Source organism: Streptomyces sp. NPDC014801 (genome assembly GCF_043082085.1).
Lineage (GTDB): Bacteria > Actinomycetota > Actinomycetes > Streptomycetales > Streptomycetaceae > Streptomyces.
Genome location: NZ_JBIBXG010000014.1, coordinates 38,418 through 55,032, shown reverse-complemented (window position 1 = coordinate 55,032; position 16,615 = coordinate 38,418). Strand labels below are relative to the sequence as shown.

The window sequence follows — 16,615 nt, the reverse complement described above, 5'->3', positions numbered from 1 at the left end:
GACAGGTCATCGAAGCTTGAGGACCCAGAAGATTGAGGACCTCGAAGCTTGAGAACTTCAAGCAATTGCCGAGACCGTAGCCAGCGATATTTGAGATCGTCAAGTTTTCCGGCGTAGGGTGACGCGTATGACAGCACTCCCCCGCGTCGACTCCGCCCGGCTCATGGAGCTGCTCTCGATGTCACTCGGCGCCTACTACGGCGACTTCACCGTGGCCGCCGCCGGCGAGAACCTCACGGCCAGCCAGGGCAAGACACTCAATGTGCTGCGCCGGGGACCGGCCTCGATGAGCACGCTGGCCACCACGCTGACCTGCGATGCCTCCAACATGACCGGGATCGTCGACCGGCTGGAGAAGCGCGGCCTGGTGCGCCGGGAGCCGAGCGCCTCCGACCGGCGCGTCAAGAACGTCGTCCTCACGGCGGAGGGCGAGCGGGTCATCGACGTGATCCGCAGCAACATGCACCACACGCTCGCCGGTCTGGACCGGCTCGACGAAGAGGAGCGGGACACCCTCGGCGCCCTGCTGGAGCGCGTCTTCGCCCCGCAGCCCGCCGCCGCCCGCCCCTGAGATCGCCCGCCGGCCTGACCGGAAACGGGAGCGGCCGGGCAGTTCACCGGAGAAGGCGAGCTGCCCGGCCGTCCAGGGGCACGGTGTCTCGGCGTACGGCGCTCAGACGCCGACCGGTTTGCCCGGACCGGGCACGTTGCGGAACCGGAACGGCTCCGGATCGCGGCCGGGCTGGATGAACCAGCACTCCCCCGTGCCGTCGCCGGTGACGATCCGCAGCACCGTGTCCGCCACCAGTTCCGCCGGGATGACGGGCAGCCCCTGCTCGGAGAGCAGGCCACGCAGGTGGTCGATGATGCGCGACTCGGCGAACCCGGGGCAGACCGCGTTGAAGCGCACGTTGTCCGGCGCGAGGGCCGGGCCCAGGGAGCGGGCGAGACCCACGACCGCGTGCTTGTTGGCCGCGTACAGCGGATCGAGCGGCACCGCCGCCAGGCCCGCCAGGGACGCCGTCGCCACGATCGAGCCTCCGCCGCGCGCCCGCAGCGCAGGCAGCACCGCGTGGGTGCCGAAGACCACGCCGTCCAGATTGGCGCCCATCGCCCGCCGGTAGCGCGCCAGGTCGAAGTCGTCGCCGACGCCGCATCCGGTCGCCACGCCCGCATTGAGGAAGGCGATGTCGACACCGCCGTACTGCTCCTGGGCGAAGTCCACGAGCGCACGGTTGGCGTCGAGGTCGGAGACGTCGCAGGCCCGGAAGTGACCGTCGATCATCTCGGCCACCTCGCGGCCGCCCTCCGCGTCGAGGTCCGCGACCACGACACGCGCCCCCGCCTCGGCGAGCGCCAGCGCGGTGGCCCGGCCCAGTCCGCTGGCGCCGCCGGTGACGATCGCCACCTTGCCCCGGAGCCCGCCCGGGCTGTCGACGGCCGTCACGCCAGCTCCAGGACGAGCTTGCCGACGTTCTCGCCGCGGAAGAGCATCTGCAGGGTCTCGGGGAAGTCGTCCACGGTGCCCCGCACCACGTGTTCCTTGACCTTGACGCGGCCGGCGGCGATCCAGCCGGCGATGTCCTGTGCGGCCTCGGCGTACCGCTTGGCGTAGTCGAAGACGACGAAGCCCTCCATGCGGGCGCGGCGCACCAGCAGGGATAGGTAGTTGGAGGGGCCCTTGACCGGCGTGGCGTTGTTGTACTGGCTGATGGCGCCGCAGACCACGACGCGCGCGTGCATCGCCAGGCGGGTCAGTGCGGCGTCGAGGATGTCGCCGCCCACGTTGTCGAAGTAGACGTCGATGCCGTCGGGGGCGTGCTGTCGCAGCGCCTTCCTGACGTCCTCGGCGCGGTAGTCGATCGCGGCGTCGAAGCCCAGTTCGTCGGTGAGCAGGGCGCATTTCTCCGGGCCTCCGGCGATGCCGACGACCCGGCAGCCCTTGGCCTTGGCGATCTGGCCGGCGAGGGTGCCGACCGCGCCGGCCGCTCCCGACACCACGACGGTCTCGCCGTCCTGCAGCGCCCCGACGTCCAGCAGGCCGAAGTAGGCGGTCATGCCGGGCATGCCCAGGGCCCCGAGATACGTGGAGGGCGGCGCGAGGGAGGTGTCGATCTTCATCGCGCCCCGGCCGTCGGAGACCACGTACTCCTGGACGCCGAAGGTGCCGACCACATGGTCACCCGGCTGGAAATCGGGGTGCCGGGAGGCGGTGACCTCGATGACCGATCCGGCGCGCATGACCTCACCGAGCCCCACCGGGGGCAGGTAGGAGGGGCGGTCGTCCAGCCAGCCGCGCATGGCGGGGTCCAGGGAGATGAACCGGGTCCGGCCCACGAACCGGCCCGGACCCGGTTCCTCGACGGCCCCTTCGGTGTGTTCCCAGTCCTCGGGTTTGACCTCGCCCACGGGGCGGGCTGCCAGACGGATCTGGCGGTTGGTCGCAGACATGGCGCCTCCTGTCGTCGCGGCTACCTGCGACCATACCGACCAGTAGGTACGTCAGTGAGAGTGATGTCCGCCACAATACGGCCCGGCCGCCGGCCGCTACGACTCCGGGACATCCGGCTCTCGGCCGGCGAACTTCGCGACGGCCGCCGGGGTGACGGGGGTGAAGAAGTTGACGAGATGGCCGTCGGGATCACGGAACAGCAGCGACCGGTTGCCCCAGGGCATCGTGGTGGGCTCGTTGACGAAGTCGGTGACGAAGCCGGTCAGGTTCTGGTGCACGCGGTCCACGTCGTCGACGCGGAACTCGATGATCACGCTGTGGTTGTCCGCCGGCCGGGCCGAGTCCGGGGCGAACAGCGGGACCGTGCGGGTGCCGGCGATGGCGAGGGTGGCGCTCGCGGTCCTGAGCTCGGCGAAGTCCTCGGTGGCCCAGGCCGCCCGCACCCCTGTGGCGCGCTCGTAGAAGTCGACCAGACGCGCCACGTCGGCGGTGATGATGCGGATCGAGACGAAGTCCATGGGGTTGCTCCTTGCTGTGCGGGAGGCGTGCACTGCGCAGGCTAGGAGAAATAGGGGACAGAATCGGTCCGGTATCGGCGATAGGCTCAGGACATGTCCCGACCGACCGGCCGCGTGCTGACCCTCCTGGAGCTGCTGCAATCCGGCGGCACCCGGACGGTCGCCGAACTCGCCGACCGGCTCGGTGTCGAAGGGCGCACCGTGCGCCGGTATGTGGACCACCTGATCGACCTCGACGTGCCCGTGGAATCGGTGCGCGGCCGCTACGGCGGCTACCGGCTCGCCGCCGGATACCGTTTGCCTCCGCTGATGTTCAGCGAGGACGAGGCGCTGGCCGTGCTGCTCGGCCTGGTCGCCGGCCGCCGCGCAGGGCTGACGACGACGCACCGCGCGGCGAGCGAGACGGCATCGGCGAAGATCCGGCGGGTGCTGCCCCAGCACCTCGCCCGCAGGCTGGACACACTTCTGGAGGCCCTCGCCTTCACCGACGAGCCGGGTGATGTCGACACCCCGGACGCCGAGATCCTGCTCACCGTCGCCGATGCGGTACGCCATCGCCGGCCGGTCTCGATCCGCTACACGGACCGCGACGGGCGCCGCAGCGAACGCACCCTGCACGCCTACGGGATCGTCGCGCATGCGGGCCGGTGGTACGTCACGGGCGAGGACCCGCGGGCGGGCGAGGACCGCACCTTCCGGCTGGATCGCATCGCGGACGCGCGGGCCCTGCCCGGCTCGTTCGAAGCGCCTTCGGGCCCCGACCCGGCGCAGCGCGTGCTGTCAGGGTTCGCCACGGCCGCGTACCGGCATGAGGTGACCGTGCGGATCCACGGTACGGTCGAGCAGATCCGCGCCCGCCTTCCCGCCGGCATCGCGCACTTGGAGGAGCACGAACTCCCGGCGGGCCAGGACGCGTCGGCCGAGCGCTGGCGGCGCGTCGAGCTGCGAGTGGAGCGGCTCGACTGGCTCCCCCCGGTACTCGCCTCTCTCGACCGGCCGTTCGTCATCGAGCGCCCCGACGAACTCCGCGACCTCGTCGCGGCGCTCGCCGATCGCCTCGCCTCCTGTGCCCGCCTTGCCTGAACCCACCCGGCCGGCCGAGCCGCGCCGGTCGAGGAAACCCCTCACTCCCCCGAGGGATAGCCGATCCGGGCGATGTCCTCTTCGAGGTCGGCAAGGTCGAGATCAGGATTCAGCGATGACACGACACTGTCCGTGAGAGGCCGCAGCGCGTAGACGTGACGCACGGCCTCGAGGCTGACCGGCACCTCGTAGTACTCCTCGGCGAACTCCTGGTAGGCCTCGGGCCGACCGTCGAGGAGGACGTCGAAGAGCCACTCAGGGCTACCGTCGTCCTCCGTCCCCCTCGGTAGCGCCTCCACGGCACCGCACTTCCACTCGGTGTCGTCCTTTTCCCGCCAGAAGCAGACCGTCGTTCGCGGGGTCCCGTCGGCGTCACTGAAAGCGGGTTCTGTGACCTGGGGCAGAAAAACCTCCGGCACCCCGTCGAACAGTCCGGGCCAGGGCGCCGGGGGCGTCGACCGATAGGGACTCATCGGCGATTCGTGGTCGAAGCCACGGGCGAAGGCGCCGGACGGTGAGAAGACGATCGAGTAGTCGTTGCCGCAACCGTCGCGCATGGAGGCCATCTCCTCCGTCGACGACCACCGGGCGTCGTACGAGTAGAACCGGGACTCCCAGTCCGGGCTGATGATGGCGTCCATCATGGCCATGGCCCGGGACCGGTCCCGGACGGTCGGGATCTCGGGCAGTCGGCGGATCACTTCGTGGAGAGACACAGCCCCATTCAATCCGATCCCCCTGACGACGCGCGCAGCGCACCCGGACAGGCCAGGTGCAGTCGAAGAGCCGGGTTTCCGGCAGGCCCTGGGGAGACAGGGACGGGCCGGCCCGGAGCAGGCGCTCCCGGCCGGCCCGTGCCGCGGGGTTTCAGCCGGCCGCGGGGATCGGGTCGCGGGTCGGTGCGGGCTTCGCCTCGGGTGCGGCGGTCTGCCGCGGATCGGTGTCGGCTGTCTCCGCCGAGGGGGCCGGGGCGTAGGGAAGCTCGCCGCGCAGGACCGCCTTGGCTCGGGCCTGGTCGAGTTCGCCCTCCCACCGGGCGACGGCCAGGGTGGCCACGCCGTTGCCGATCAGGCTGGTCAAGGCACGAGCCTCGGACATGAACCGGTCGACGCCGAAGACGAGGGCGAGAGCGGCGACGGGGACGTGCGGGACGGCGCTGAGGGTGGCGGCCAGGGCGATGAAGCCGGAGCCGGTGACGCCCGCGGCGCCCTTGGAGGTGAGCAGCATGACGGCGAGCATGGTCAGCTGCTGGGTGAGGCTGAGGTCGATGCCGAGGGCCTGGGCCAGGAAGACGGAGCCCATGGTCAGGTAGATGGCGGTGCCGTCGAGGTTGAAGGAGTACCCGGCCGGCAGAGTGATGCCGACGACCGGTTTCGAGGCGCCCGCGTGCTGGAGCTTGGCCATCATGCGCGGCAGGACGGGCTCGGTGGAGGAGGTGCCCAGGACGATCAGCAGTTCTTCCTTGATGTAGCGCAGGAAGGGCAGCAGCCGCAGTCCGTTCAGGCGCATCACGCTTCCCAGCACGACCAGGACGAAGAAGAGGGCGGTCAGCCAGAACGAGCCGACCAGCAGCGCCAGATGACGCAGGGTGCCCAGGCCGTAGTGGCCGATGGTGAAGGCCATCGAGCCGAACGCGCCGACGGGGGCGAGCCGCATGATCCAGCGGATGAGCGTGAACAGGATGGTGGAGAACTTCTCGATGCCGCGCGCGATGCCCAGACCGGCCTCTCCCCCGGCGTGCAGGCCGAAGCCGAACAGCACGGACACCAGCAGGACCGGCAGGATCTCGTTGCCGGTGAGGGCGCTGACCAGGGTGGCCGGGACGATGGAGAGGAGGAATGCGGCGAAGCCCTCGTGGGCGGTGGTCGCCTCCGCCGGCAGGGACTTGGTGGACAGGGTCGACAGGTCGATGTGCAGACCGCTGCCCGGCTGGACGACGTTGACGACGACCAGGCCGATCACCATGGCCACGGTGGTCAGGACCTCGAAGTAGACCAGGGCCTTCAGGCTCACACGGCCGACGGCGCGAGCGTTGCCCATGGAGGCGATGCCGTGGACGACGGTACAGAAGATGACCGGCGCGATGAACATCTTCACCAGGGCGATGAAGCCGTCGCCGAGCGGCTTCAGGTCGGCGCCGAAGGACGGCCACATCCCGCCCACGGCGGCACCGAGGAGGACGGCGATCAGGCACTGGACGTACAGGTGGGACAGCATCCGGCGGATACGGCCCGGTGGTGCGGTGACGGTACCCGGGGCGGCGTCGTTGCGGCTCATGCGGGGCGTCCTTCCAGGACGGGAACGAGGAGTTCGGCTCGGGCGATACGCCGGGCGGCGCGGTGCAGCAGCACCGTGGGGGACGCGCCGTCCGGTGCGGGGACGGCTCGGGTGGTGACCACGCCGGCGGGGGTGCCCAGGCGCAGCGTGCCGTCGGCGGTCTGCCGGGCGACGCGGTGGGCGAGGGTGCCGGGGGTGGCGGCGGCCATGGCCAGGGCCACGGCGGAGGTGAGGCCGATCGCCGGGTGCGGCGCGTGCATGGAGACCATGCGTACGGCCAGGTCGTACTCGTCCTGGGTGACGAGTGCGCCCTGGGTGGTGCGATAGGCGGCGGGCCGGGCGACGATGCCCACCTTCGGCACCGCGTGGCTGACGGGATCGCCCGCGCGGGCCAGGCCCATGGCCAGCGCCGCCTGGCGGCGCAGCAGGGTCAGCGCGGGCACCGCGGTGGCGAACGCGGTGAGGGATTCGGTGCCGTCGAGGCCGAACGCCTTGGCCTCGAACAGCGCGGCCGGTGCGCCCGCGTCGACCAGGGTCGCCTCGACGGGGCCGTCGGGTGCGGTCAGCTCGTCCAGTGGCCGGCCGGTCGGCAGGGCGCGGCCGGTCGTGGAGCCCGCCGGGTCCTCGAACCCGAGCAGGACCGGCACGCCCCGTGCCGAGGTGCCCGGGACCAGGGCCGTGCCCTCCTCCGGGGCGATGCCCGCGGGGGTGGGGATGGTGCCCGTGAGGCGGGCCCCGGTGTTGACGTTGAGCATCCGGACCGTGGTGGTGTCCGACGTGATCGGCACGAGGTCGTGGTGGACGGCGTACAGGGCCACGGCGGTGGCGCAGTTGCCGCAGTTGCTGGACCACTCGACGCGCTCGTCGCCGATGCCGACCTGGGCGAAGGCGTACTCGACGTCCACGCCGGCCCGCGTCGACGCCTGTACGACGGCGGCCTTGGAGGTGGTGGAGGAGGCACCGCCCACGCCGTCGATCTGACGGGGGTCGGCGGCGTTGAAGGCGGCGAGGAGGAGGGCGTCGACGTCCACGTCCAGCGCGTCCACATCACGGTGGTCGAAGATCCAGCACTTGCTGGTTCCTCCGCGGATCATCTCGCCCTGCAGACGCAGCACAACCGACTCCTCACAGCCAGGAAAGGGGGCCCACCGGCGGTCTCGCCGTGCGTGGTGCCCTCCACGGTGGGTCACGGCAGCGTGAAGTACAATCTCGGAAATCTGCAGGGCTATTAAGGTGATGTGAACGCTGGAGGTGGCGGCATGCTCGACGTCCGGCGCATTCTGCTGCTCACGGAGGTCGCCCGGCGCGGCTCGGTGACAGCGACCGCCCGCGCCCTGAGCTACACCCCGTCAGCGGTGTCGCAGCAGATCAGCCGTCTGGAAGCGGAGGCGGGACAGCCCTTGTTGGAGCGTCACGCCCGGGGTGTCACCGTGACCGACGCCGGCCGCGCGCTGGCGGAACGAGGGGAACGGATCGAACGCGAACTGCGCGCCGCCGAAAGCGAACTCGCCGACTTCGCCGGCCTGCGCGCGGGCACGCTGCGTATCGGCACCTTCCCCACGGTCGGCGCCTCGCTCCTCCCGCAGGCCGTGATCGCCTTCCGGGACGCCCACCCCGACGTACGGCTGACCGTCCGCAGCGCCCGTATCGCCGGGCTCTGGACGATGCTGGAGAACCGGGAGATCGAGATGTCGCTGATGTGGGACTACGACTGGAGCCGCATCGACCGGGAGGACGTCGTCGTCACTCCCCTGCTCGACGACCCGCCGGCCCTTCTCGTCAGCGACCGCCACGCGCTGGCCGGCCGGGACGCCGCCTCGCTCGCCGATTTCGCCCACGACCCGTGGATCACCCGCGCCGACCACCACCCGGTGGCCGAGGCCCTGGTCCGCGGCTGCCGAGCCGCCGGCTTCGAGCCCCACATCGCCTACGAGGCCCACGACTACCAGGAGGCCCAGGCCATGGTCGCCGCCGGCATCGGCGTCGCCCTCGCTCCCACCCTGGCCCTGGAGGGCATCCGGCCCGGCGTCAGCGTCCTGCCTCTGCAGCCGCCCGCCCCCGTCCGCCGTATCCTCCTGGTGCGCATGGCCGACCACTCGCTCACCCCGGCCGCCCTGAGCTTCTCCGGACTCCTCCGCGACGTCGCCGTAAGGCGTAAGCCCCGGAGGTGACGCGGCGTCACGCGGGTGGTCCAGGACGCACACGCCCCCGGCACCGGAATGCCGAGGGCGTGTGCGGTTCAGGCAGGTTCAGGCGGATTCGAGGATCGGGCGGATCTCGACGGTCTCCGGGGTGGGGAGGCTCTTGGCGAGTTCGACGGCTTCCTCGCGGTCGGCGACGTCGACGATGAACCAGCCCCCGAGGGTCTCCTCCCCCGCGTGCGCGGGCCCGTCGGTCACCGCCGGGGCGCCGTCGGCCGTCGTGCGTACCGTCACGGGAGTGATGCGCTCGGTCTCCAGGGCCTCGCCGCCGACCAGCTTCCCGGCCGCGGCGAGACCGCCGATCCAGCTCTCGTACTCCTTGCGGTAGGCGGCCCGGTCGGCCTGGATCCGGCGGCGCGACTCGTCCGTTTCGAAGATCACGAGTGCGTATTTCATGGAGGCTCCTTCACGACCGCCGTAAGGGCGACCGCTGGTGATGGTGTGTGAGGGGGTCGGTCCGCTCAGGCGGGGCTGTCTGCGGGGTGGGGATGACGGCGAACGTGCCGGATCGGCAGTACGGTCAGGCAGGGCCGGAGGGAGTCACCCACTCGACGAACTGGATGACCACTCCGTTCGGGTCCTGGACCTGGAACAGCCGCTCACCCCACGGCTCTTCGCGCAACGGCAGGGTGATCTCGACTCCTTCGGCACGCAGCCGCTTCTCCTCCTCGTCGATGCCGGTACCGGTGAAGGCGAGGATCACCCCCGAGGCGTGCCGGTCGCGCTGCTGCTCCGGCAGCACGTCGATGCCGCGCGCGAGCAGAACGACGTCCGCCGCGGCGTCGTCCCGGGTCAGCGAGGCGAAACCGTCGGCGGTGGCCTGCTCGGCGTATCCGAGGTGGCGGGTGAAGAACCGCCGGGACGCGGCGACGTCGTCCACGGTGAACGAGACGGTGGAGTTGGTGATCTGCAAAGCGTTTCCCCCTCGACGACGGCAGCGCGGGCGGCCTGCGCCCGGGCCCGGCAGTACGAACGGCCGGCCCAGGCCACCCCCGGCGCAAACTTACGACGGACGTAAACTTAGGCCGAAGCGCCGAGGGGTGTCAACATAAAAATGCTACGAGGGTAAGATTGCTCCATGGCTACTGAAGCGTCCCTGCCCGCGCAGCCGACGGGCCTGCGGGAATCGAAGAAGCAGGAGACACGCCGGCTCATCTCCGACCACGCCACCCGGCTGTTCATCGACCAGGGCTTCGAGCAGACCACGATCGCCGAGATCGCTGCCGCCGCACGGGTCGCGAAGAAGACGGTGACCAACTACTTCCCGCGCAAGGAGGACTTGGCCCTGGACCACCAGGACGCGTTCGTCGCGTCCCTGGCGGACGCGGTCGGCGCCCGGCGTCCGGGCGAGTCCGCGCTGGCGGCCCTGCGTCGGGCCTTCGAAGACTCCGTCACCGCCAGGGATCCGGTCGCCGGGTTCTCCGGTCCGGCGTTCGCCCGCATGGTGACCGACAGTCCCACTCTCACAGCCTGTCTGCGCAACCTGCACGACCAGCGCGAGCGCGCACTCGGTGACGCCCTCGCCGCAGCCGTCGGCGCGTCTTCGGACGACATCACCGTGCAGACAGCGGCCGGACTCCTCGGCGCCGTCCACCGCATCCTGTTCCAGCGCATCCAGGACCTCACCCTGGCCGGACATCCCGACGACGAGATCGCCGAAACCGTCACCGAGGAGGCGGCCGGCGCCTTCGGCATGCTCGAACCCGCCCTGGCCCACTACGCCATCGCCTGAACCAACCATGGACCTTCGCTTTGCGAGCGGCCCCTACGGCCGGTTTCACTCGTAACGCAGGCGCAGCGACTCCCGTTCGGCCTCTTCGACCTGTTCGACGGTCAGGCCCGGCAGGTCGAGCTGGGCCAGTGTCACCTCGGCGCTGGACGGCTGGGCATCGGCGGGCACCCATCGCTCCGGTTGCCAGGCGTCGGCGCGCATCAGGGACTTCGGGCAGTGCGGATAGACCTGCTCGACGTGCACGACGATCGCCGCGACCGGCGGTTTCCCTACGGCAGTCAGCTGGGCGAGCAGCTCCGGGCGTGCCGAGACGCAGGCGCGGCCGTTGACGCGCAGCGTGGTCGGGCGCCCGGGGATGAGGAAGAGCAGTCCGACGCGTCCGGTCTGCAGCACGTTCTGCAGGGTGTCGAGCCGCTTGTTGCCGGTCGCGTCGGGTATCACGAGGGTCCGCTCGTCCAGCACGGAGACGAACCCGGGCGGGCCACCGCGCGGTGACACGTCCGCCCGGCCCTCGGCGTCCGAACTGCCGAGGAACACCAGCGAGGAACAGCCGATCAGCGTCCGGGTCTCCTCGGTGAGGCGGTCGATCTCTTTGCGCACTGCGTTCGGGTTCGGCTGCGCATACAGTTCCCGCAACTGGTCCGGACTGGTGAGGGCATCCGCCCGCAGGGATTCGAAGAGCAGGTCGGCGGCCTCGGTATCGATCGTCATACGGACGACCCTAGGTGTTTCACGTGGGCGGACGCTGCTGCTTCGTCACGCCTGGTGCGGTGAGGTGAGCCAGCGGTCGTCCTGGAACTCGGCAGGCACCTCGTCTTCCCACGGATCGATCCCGCGCTGCTCCAACTCGTCGAACCATCGGTCTCGCTGCGACTCGGGGAGACGTCGTCCGCACCAGGGGCAGAAGTCGATCGTGATGCTCGACGTGCCGCCGTCATGGATGATCAGTCCGTACTCTTGGAACTTGGCACTGAAGGCCACCAGCGCGTCGGGGCAGGCGAAGGGGTCGTCGTGCTGGTCGCAGCGCATGTTCACCCGGCCGGTCATCGCCTCGCAGCAGTGGTTGTTCATGCCCTCGGCTTTTCGTTGATCGACACCATGACCCGAAGTGAATCACGTTCCTTCATGGTCACCGGGTGGCAGGGGGAATCTGCCATGGAGAAGCAGCTCATGAGGCAACAACACGGTCCGCGCCATCTCCTGGTGCGCGCCCACGGCAACGCGTCACCTCTGTCCACCGCGGACGCCGGTGTCAACAGCGCCGCGGAGCCTGACGAGTTCGTCCACGAAGTCCCCCTGGACGACGCCCGTCTGGACCTGCCGGGTGACCTCGCCCAGCGGCTGAGCCGGTGGAACCGGGGGCGTGACGACGGTGGACTCACCGCCCGGTCCGCCCTGCGCCGTCACGCCGCAGAGGGGCTGGAGGCCGCCCAGGACCTGGCTCGCCACCTCGGACCCGACTGGGTGGTGCGCTACTTCGACGAGCGGCACGCGCACGCGAAGTTCGTCTGCTGGGGATGCGGACGACTGCACTGGAGCGCCGACACACACGGCACGGCCGCGCATCCGCGCCACATCGTCGTCCAGGGCCAGTACAAGTGGTTCCCGCTGCGCGCCGAAGGCTTCGGCGACTTCGCCCCGGACGATCCCACCGCCGCGCTCGGCCTGCCCGACGATCTCGTGCGGGACCTGTACCGATGGGCGAAGGACGTCGACTCGGTGATGGAGACGTGGCTCAACGACCGGGACGATGCCGCCCGCGAGACCGCCTACGACCGTCTCGAAGCCGAAGGCGCGCAGCTCGCCCGACGCGTCACCCACGCACTGGCCCCCGGACGGACAGCCACCTACGCAGGAATCAGCTGACCCACCACGGCACGCGCCTGGCGCTCCCGCCGGTGCCGGCACATCGGAACACACCATTCGGCAGGGGCCGAGTTGGATGTATGGACACAATTGCCCGGGAACAGGCCCTTGTCGCCCTCGGCCGGGAGAGTATTCCGGTTGCACTGTTGAGAAGATCAAAAGGAAAGACCCGTGCGACCAAGACTCATCGGCATGTCCGCTTCCGTGGCCGCATTCGGACTGCTGGGCTCTCTCGTCACCGCCTGCGATGCGCTGGGAAGCGGCGGGTCGACGCTGCGTCTCGTGGCCCCCGAGTACGGCGACAGCCCGGCGACCAGCTCCAAGGCGTACTGGGACGAGCTGACCACCGCTTTCTCGGCCGCCCACCCCGGCACCGAGGTCGAGGTGACGCTCTACCCCTGGGCCGACGTCGACCGCGAGGTCACCCGCATGGTCCAGAAGGGCGACGCCCCGGACATCGCTCTCATGGGCGCCTACTCCGACTTCGCCGCTCAGGGCCGCCTCTACGCCGCCGGCGACGTCCTGCCGATCAGCGAGGAGGCCAACTTCCTCCCCCCGCTCGCGGAGGCGGGATCGATCGACGGAACCCTCTACGGCCTGCCCTTCGTGGCCAGCAGCCGGCTGCTCTTCTACAACGAGGAACTGTTCGACAAGGCCGGAGCGAAGCCCCCGAAGACCTGGTCGGAGCTGAAGGACGCGGCGAAGGCACTGAAGAAGGAGGGCGTGCTCTACCCGTACACGCTGCCGCTCGGTCCTGAGGAGGCGCATGCCGAGGCCCTCATCTGGGAACTGAGCAACGGCGGCGGGTACACCGACAGCAGCGACGGGTACAGCATCGCCTCCCGGCAGAACGCGCAGACGTTCCGCTGGATCAAGGACAACCTGGTCGCACCGGGCCTGACGGGTCCGGTCCCGCCCGCCGAGCTCGACCGGCAGGAGGCCTTCGCCGCCTTCCTGCGCGGCGACGTCGGCATGCTCAACGGCTACCCCTCGCTCCTCGCCGAGGCGCGGAAGAAGGGGATGAAGGTCGGCACGCTGACCATGCCGGTGTCGGACACCCTGAGCGACGGCAAGACCCCACCGTCGGTGGGTGTCGCCGACTGGATGATGGCCTTCAAACACGACGGAAACCGGCAACGGGTCGGCTCCTTCCTCGACTTTGTCTACGAGGACAAGAACCTCAACGACTTCGCGGGGCGTTACCACCTGCTGCCCTCGACGGTCTCCGCCACGGAGGCCTCCCGGGGCTCGGCGACGGACCCGAGCACCGAGCAGTTCCTGACCGCGCTGCGCACCGCCCAGCTCTACCCCGTCAACGATCCGTCCTGGCTGCAGGTCAGCAACATCATCAAGCGGAACATCGGCAAGACCGTCGCGCCCTCCGCCGACCCGAACGCCGTGCTGGAGGACATCGCCCAGCAGGTCCGGGCCATAGCGCACCAGGAGTAGTGGCCCCTGCTGTCGCGGGAGACTCGGCAGGCGTCCGTACGACGCCGGCAGGCCCGGCCGCCGGGACGCGGCACACCGCGAAGTCCGGGGGCGCCCACAACTGCCGTATCACCCCATGATTGGATTGCCTCCAGGACTGCGCCGCCCCCATCGGAAGACCGGCGCAAGGTCAGCCCACGTCGATCACGGGGCGCGTTGCACACCAGCACGGGACCGTTCCGCCCCCTACCCGCATTCAGCGAGGCCACAGGCCCGAGGTCCCGAGAGACACGTGAGTTCCGACACCACCACACGCCCGGCTGCCCGGCGCCTGCTCGCCGGACGTGCGCCGGCACCGGCCGGGCGCCGCCACACCGTTCACGCCACCACCTCCGCCCTCTCCGTACTGCTGCTGTTGGCCGCGACGGGCGCCGTCCTGCACGAACCGCTGCTCATCCCGCCCCTCGCGGCCAGCGCCGCCCTGGTGCACAGCACCCCGCAGCTGCCCCTCGCGCAACCGCGCAGCCTGGTCGGCGGCCACCTGCTGTCGGCGTTGGGCGGCTACCTGGTGCTGGCCACCTGCGGGGACTCCACCTGGGCCGCCGCGCTGGCCGGCGGCCTCGCCCTGGGCACCATGATGATCACCAGGACGCCGCACTCCCCGGCTGCCGCCACCGCCGTCATCGTCGTCCTCCAGTCGCCCGCCCCGCTCCCCTTCCTCGCCCGTCTGCTGGCCTCGACTCTGCTTCTGGTCGCCGCCGGGATCATCGCGGGACGGCCCCGGCACGCACCTCGTTACCCCGTCTACTGGTGGTGACCTCCGCTGGTCCGCCCGGAGCCGACGTGGCCTGAACGTCGCGCGCAGCCGCTTGCGCCTCGGCCGGTGACCGGGATCTGCCGATCCACCGGTCCGCCACTGCGACCGAGGTCACCGTGGGACGTCGGGGGCGAACTCGACGTCTTCGCCTGCCCGCGAGAGCCCGACCATCCGCACCGCTGGAGCATCCAGTAGGCCACGTTGCCGTCACCCCTGGCCCGGAGCTGTGCGGCCGGGGGCAGGTCACGGGGTGTCGGGGCACGCCCTGGCGACATGCACGGCCAGCTGACGCAGGCGCGCGTAGTACCGAGCCCCGGCGGGGTCGGTGATCCGGGGAACGATTCGGTCGAGGTCCTCGATGCACTCGTGCAGGGCGCGGGTGCCCTGCCCATCGAGCGCACCGCCGTTGTTCAGCCATGTGAGCACACAACCGGCGGTGTTCGCATCGAGCAACACCAGGTCCGTACCCCCGATCTCGGTACCGCGCAGACCGGCGGGAAAAGGTGCTCGGCGGTGTTCGCTCCACAGACGGGCCACGGGCCGCAGGTGCTCGGAAGATTCGCTCACCGCACCATGCTGCCGCAGTGTCCGCGCGGACGGACGGTCCGCCTTCGGAGGACGGCAGCACCCGCTCTGTCCGGACACGGCGTGTGACGCGCCGGTCAGGCCGCCGGGCCAGGGCCGGGCGGGATGTGGACGGTCATGATCAGATGGCAGGTGCCGGTGCCCGCGCCGCGGTAGGTGTGGGGGGCGTCGCCGTCGAACGTCGCGGTCTGGCCGGCCTCGACCGTGTGCTCGGTGCCGTCGATGTCGAGCACCATCCGTCCCGCTGTGACGCTGACCGTCTCCACGACGCCGGCCTGGTGCGGGTGACTGGGGTACTCCTCGCCCGGTTCGAGTTTCCAGCGCCAGACCTCGACCGGGGCCGGTCCGGACGTGGTGAGCATGAGCCGCGCCTCGCCGCCCTTCTCCCCGGCCCACAGGGGCATGACGGCGTCGGCGGACACCACCCTCACGCGCCCCTCGGCCGGCCCTTCCATCAGTGCGGACACCGAGATGCCGAGGGTGTCGGCGAGCCGGACCAGGGTGGCGAAGTTGGGGTTGCCCTGGGCCTTCTCCAGGGCGACGAGGGCGCCCTTGCTGACTTTGGCGCGGCGGCCGAGTTCGTCCAGGGACAGTCCGGCGCGGGTACGGGCCGCGCGGACGTTGTGCGCGAGCGCCCGCAACGCCGCCTCGGTCTCGGCCATCGCTCTCACCTTCTTCAGGCAGTAGGTCGGTGCACCGGACCTCGCGGTCGTTCGGTTGACTGCTTCCGGTCGGTGCGTTGTACGGTGTAGTCGTTCCATTGATAGTAAGGGATGTCCCCGTGATCGCTCTGCTGCTGGCCCTGGGCAGCTCCCTGGCCTACGGGTGCGCCGACTTCCTCGGCGGCCTCGGCGCCCGCAAGGCCCATGTCCTGCGCACCGTGATGATCGCCGCCCCGGCCTCACTCACCGTCGAGCTGCTGCTGTGGCCCTTCCTCGGCGCCTCCTTCTCTCCTGCCACCCTTGCCTGGGGCGCCGCCTCCGGTGTCGCGTCGGCCGCCGCGTTCGCCCTGCTCTACCGCACGCTCGCGATCGGCCCCATGAACGTCCTGTCCCCGATCACCGCGCTGGTCTCGGCGATGCTGCCGGTCGGCGTCGGGCTGGTGCAGGGCGAGCACCTGGGCCCGGCCGGACTGGTCGGGCTGCCGCTGGCGCTGGCAGCCGTGGTGCTGGTCAGCGCCGGTCACGGCGCGCAGTCGGCCCGCCCGTCACGCACCGCGCTGCTGCTGGCCTTCGGTGCCGGGGCCGCCATCGCCCTGCAACTGGTCTTCCTGCACCAGACGCCCTCCGACAGCGGCGTCGGCCCGCTGATCGTCGGCCGCGCCGTGTCCTCCGCGGTCACCCTGGCCGCTGCCGGGCTGACGTTCCGGCGGCTGGGTCCGGAGAAGCCCGCGTACGCGATGTCGGCCACGGCCGGCGTGCTCGACTCGGTGGCCAACCTGCTGTTCCTGCTCGCCGCCCGCAGCGGTGACCTGGCCGTCGTGGCGGTGATCACCGCCTTGTACCCGGCCGGTACCGTGCTGCTCGCCCGCAGCGTCCTGGCCGAACGGATCCACCGCGGCCAGCTCGTCGGCCTGGGCACCGCCGCCGTCGCCGTCAGTCTCCTCGCCCTCGCCTGACCTGCCCGTCAACGTCCAGCCCCCTTCCTCGAACGGAC

The 16,615-nt window shown here is 70.7% G+C and carries 20 protein-coding genes; 8 read left to right on the top strand and 12 right to left on the bottom strand.

Features of this window, described 5'->3' with window-relative positions; genetic code table 11:
- Positions 1-127: 127 nt before the first annotated feature.
- Positions 128-571 carry a MarR family transcriptional regulator gene (locus ACF1AL_RS31470; RefSeq protein ID WP_366841325.1) on the top strand — a complete coding sequence of 148 codons (444 nt, stop codon included), beginning with the start codon at positions 128-130 and terminating at the stop codon, positions 569-571.
- A 102-nt stretch (positions 572-673) separates the two neighbouring features.
- On the opposite strand, the gene ACF1AL_RS31465 is transcribed toward ACF1AL_RS31470, so the two are convergent.
- The 3 genes from ACF1AL_RS31465 to ACF1AL_RS31455 all read right to left on the bottom strand — a co-directional run bounded on the left by ACF1AL_RS31465 (position 674) and on the right by ACF1AL_RS31455 (position 2,970).
- On the bottom strand, positions 674-1,447 hold the full coding sequence (locus ACF1AL_RS31465; protein ID WP_391778500.1) for an SDR family NAD(P)-dependent oxidoreductase: 774 nt from the start codon (positions 1,445-1,447) through the stop codon (positions 674-676).
- The gene (locus ACF1AL_RS31460) at positions 1,444-2,451 is read right to left on the bottom strand and encodes an NADP-dependent oxidoreductase (protein WP_391778499.1); all 1,008 of its coding nucleotides are present in this window, start codon (positions 2,449-2,451) and stop codon (positions 1,444-1,446) included. Before ACF1AL_RS31460 ends, ACF1AL_RS31465 begins: the two co-directional genes overlap by 4 nt.
- A 96-nt stretch (positions 2,452-2,547) precedes the next feature.
- Positions 2,548-2,970: a VOC family protein gene (locus tag ACF1AL_RS31455; RefSeq protein ID WP_391778498.1), complete on the bottom strand. Its 423-nt coding sequence runs from the start codon at positions 2,968-2,970 to the stop codon at positions 2,548-2,550.
- Positions 2,971-3,063: 93 nt separating this feature from the next.
- Between ACF1AL_RS31455 and ACF1AL_RS31450 the strand changes: the two genes are divergently transcribed.
- A complete protein-coding gene (locus tag ACF1AL_RS31450; protein ID WP_391778497.1) occupies positions 3,064-4,053 on the top strand; it encodes a helix-turn-helix transcriptional regulator in 990 nt (329 codons plus the stop codon).
- Positions 4,054-4,094: 41 nt separating this feature from the next.
- Here ACF1AL_RS31450 and ACF1AL_RS31445 read toward each other — a convergent pair whose 3' ends face one another.
- The 3 genes from ACF1AL_RS31445 to ACF1AL_RS31435 all read right to left on the bottom strand — a co-directional run bounded on the left by ACF1AL_RS31445 (position 4,095) and on the right by ACF1AL_RS31435 (position 7,445).
- A complete protein-coding gene (locus tag ACF1AL_RS31445) occupies positions 4,095-4,769 on the bottom strand; it encodes a hypothetical protein (protein WP_391778496.1) in 675 nt (224 codons plus the stop codon).
- A gap of 151 nt (positions 4,770-4,920) precedes the next feature.
- A complete protein-coding gene (gene dctA / locus ACF1AL_RS31440) occupies positions 4,921-6,330 on the bottom strand; it encodes a C4-dicarboxylate transporter DctA (RefSeq protein WP_391778495.1) in 1,410 nt (469 codons plus the stop codon).
- Positions 6,327-7,445 carry a PrpF domain-containing protein gene (locus ACF1AL_RS31435; RefSeq protein WP_366841318.1) on the bottom strand — a complete coding sequence of 373 codons (1,119 nt, stop codon included), beginning with the start codon at positions 7,443-7,445 and terminating at the stop codon, positions 6,327-6,329. The genes dctA and ACF1AL_RS31435 overlap by 4 nt, the downstream gene beginning before the upstream one ends.
- A 144-nt stretch (positions 7,446-7,589) precedes the next feature.
- Here ACF1AL_RS31435 and ACF1AL_RS31430 point away from each other — a divergent pair, with 144 nt between their 5' ends.
- On the top strand, positions 7,590-8,501 hold the full coding sequence (locus tag ACF1AL_RS31430) for a LysR family transcriptional regulator (RefSeq protein WP_391778656.1): 912 nt from the start codon (positions 7,590-7,592) through the stop codon (positions 8,499-8,501).
- A 78-nt stretch (positions 8,502-8,579) separates the two neighbouring features.
- Here the strand turns inward: ACF1AL_RS31430 and ACF1AL_RS31425 are convergent, their stop codons facing one another.
- Together ACF1AL_RS31425 and ACF1AL_RS31420 are read right to left on the bottom strand one after the other, a co-directional pair.
- Complete coding sequence (locus ACF1AL_RS31425) at positions 8,580-8,927, bottom strand: YciI family protein (protein ID WP_366841317.1); 348 nt, start codon at positions 8,925-8,927, stop codon at positions 8,580-8,582.
- A gap of 124 nt (positions 8,928-9,051) precedes the next feature.
- Positions 9,052-9,444 (bottom strand): VOC family protein, encoded by a 393-nt coding sequence (locus tag ACF1AL_RS31420; RefSeq protein ID WP_391699292.1) that lies wholly within the window; start codon positions 9,442-9,444, stop codon positions 9,052-9,054.
- A gap of 165 nt (positions 9,445-9,609) precedes the next feature.
- Between ACF1AL_RS31420 and ACF1AL_RS31415 the strand changes: the two genes are divergently transcribed.
- The gene (locus ACF1AL_RS31415) at positions 9,610-10,263 is read left to right on the top strand and encodes a TetR/AcrR family transcriptional regulator (RefSeq protein WP_391778494.1); all 654 of its coding nucleotides are present in this window, start codon (positions 9,610-9,612) and stop codon (positions 10,261-10,263) included.
- 45 nt (positions 10,264-10,308) lie between these two features.
- Here the strand turns inward: ACF1AL_RS31415 and ACF1AL_RS31410 are convergent, their stop codons facing one another.
- Together ACF1AL_RS31410 and ACF1AL_RS31405 are read right to left on the bottom strand one after the other, a co-directional pair.
- Complete coding sequence (locus tag ACF1AL_RS31410) at positions 10,309-10,974, bottom strand: MSMEG_1061 family FMN-dependent PPOX-type flavoprotein (protein WP_391778493.1); 666 nt, start codon at positions 10,972-10,974, stop codon at positions 10,309-10,311.
- Positions 10,975-11,019: 45 nt separating this feature from the next.
- Positions 11,020-11,334, bottom strand: a complete 315-nt coding sequence (locus ACF1AL_RS31405) for a DUF6980 family protein (protein ID WP_391657593.1) — start codon at positions 11,332-11,334, stop codon at positions 11,020-11,022.
- A gap of 84 nt (positions 11,335-11,418) precedes the next feature.
- Between ACF1AL_RS31405 and ACF1AL_RS31400 the strand changes: the two genes are divergently transcribed.
- The 3 genes from ACF1AL_RS31400 (at position 11,419) to ACF1AL_RS31390 (ending at position 14,374) form a co-directional block, all read left to right on the top strand.
- On the top strand, positions 11,419-12,129 hold the full coding sequence (locus tag ACF1AL_RS31400) for a hypothetical protein (RefSeq protein ID WP_391778492.1): 711 nt from the start codon (positions 11,419-11,421) through the stop codon (positions 12,127-12,129).
- Between the two features lie 192 nt (positions 12,130-12,321).
- Positions 12,322-13,578 carry an extracellular solute-binding protein gene (locus ACF1AL_RS31395; RefSeq protein ID WP_391778491.1) on the top strand — a complete coding sequence of 419 codons (1,257 nt, stop codon included), beginning with the start codon at positions 12,322-12,324 and terminating at the stop codon, positions 13,576-13,578.
- Between the two features lie 271 nt (positions 13,579-13,849).
- Complete coding sequence (locus tag ACF1AL_RS31390; RefSeq protein ID WP_391657596.1) at positions 13,850-14,374, top strand: HPP family protein; 525 nt, start codon at positions 13,850-13,852, stop codon at positions 14,372-14,374.
- A 243-nt stretch (positions 14,375-14,617) separates the two neighbouring features.
- Here ACF1AL_RS31390 and ACF1AL_RS31385 read toward each other — a convergent pair whose 3' ends face one another.
- Positions 14,618-14,941 carry a hypothetical protein gene (locus ACF1AL_RS31385; RefSeq protein WP_391778490.1) on the bottom strand — a complete coding sequence of 108 codons (324 nt, stop codon included), beginning with the start codon at positions 14,939-14,941 and terminating at the stop codon, positions 14,618-14,620.
- A 95-nt stretch (positions 14,942-15,036) separates the two neighbouring features.
- On the bottom strand, positions 15,037-15,621 hold the full coding sequence (locus tag ACF1AL_RS31380) for a helix-turn-helix domain-containing protein (RefSeq protein ID WP_391699304.1): 585 nt from the start codon (positions 15,619-15,621) through the stop codon (positions 15,037-15,039).
- A gap of 119 nt (positions 15,622-15,740) precedes the next feature.
- Between ACF1AL_RS31380 and ACF1AL_RS31375 the strand changes: the two genes are divergently transcribed.
- On the top strand, positions 15,741-16,577 hold the full coding sequence (locus ACF1AL_RS31375; RefSeq protein WP_391778489.1) for an EamA family transporter: 837 nt from the start codon (positions 15,741-15,743) through the stop codon (positions 16,575-16,577).
- Positions 16,578-16,615: the final 38 nt, after the last annotated feature.

Bases quoted from the DNA above. Each gene is read 5' to 3' on its own strand.
- ACF1AL_RS31425 (WP_366841317.1), bottom strand. From the start codon at position 8,927: ATGAAATACGCACTCGTGATCTTCGAAACGGACGAGTCGCGCCGCCGG.
- ACF1AL_RS31455 (WP_391778498.1), bottom strand. From the start codon at position 2,970: ATGGACTTCGTCTCGATCCGCATCATCACCGCCGACGTGGCGCGTCTG.
- ACF1AL_RS31415 (WP_391778494.1), top strand. From the start codon at position 9,610: ATGGCTACTGAAGCGTCCCTGCCCGCGCAGCCGACGGGCCTGCGGGAA.
- ACF1AL_RS31405 (WP_391657593.1), bottom strand. From the start codon at position 11,334: ATGAACAACCACTGCTGCGAGGCGATGACCGGCCGGGTGAACATGCGC.
- ACF1AL_RS31470 (WP_366841325.1), top strand. From the start codon at position 128: ATGACAGCACTCCCCCGCGTCGACTCCGCCCGGCTCATGGAGCTGCTC.
- ACF1AL_RS31400 (WP_391778492.1), top strand. From the start codon at position 11,419: ATGGAGAAGCAGCTCATGAGGCAACAACACGGTCCGCGCCATCTCCTG.
- ACF1AL_RS31410 (WP_391778493.1), bottom strand. From the start codon at position 10,974: ATGACGATCGATACCGAGGCCGCCGACCTGCTCTTCGAATCCCTGCGG.
- dctA (WP_391778495.1), bottom strand. From the start codon at position 6,330: ATGAGCCGCAACGACGCCGCCCCGGGTACCGTCACCGCACCACCGGGC.
- ACF1AL_RS31450 (WP_391778497.1), top strand. From the start codon at position 3,064: ATGTCCCGACCGACCGGCCGCGTGCTGACCCTCCTGGAGCTGCTGCAA.
- ACF1AL_RS31380 (WP_391699304.1), bottom strand. From the start codon at position 15,621: ATGGCCGAGACCGAGGCGGCGTTGCGGGCGCTCGCGCACAACGTCCGC.
- ACF1AL_RS31460 (WP_391778499.1), bottom strand. From the start codon at position 2,451: ATGTCTGCGACCAACCGCCAGATCCGTCTGGCAGCCCGCCCCGTGGGC.
- ACF1AL_RS31430 (WP_391778656.1), top strand. From the start codon at position 7,590: ATGCTCGACGTCCGGCGCATTCTGCTGCTCACGGAGGTCGCCCGGCGC.
- ACF1AL_RS31395 (WP_391778491.1), top strand. From the start codon at position 12,322: ATGTCCGCTTCCGTGGCCGCATTCGGACTGCTGGGCTCTCTCGTCACC.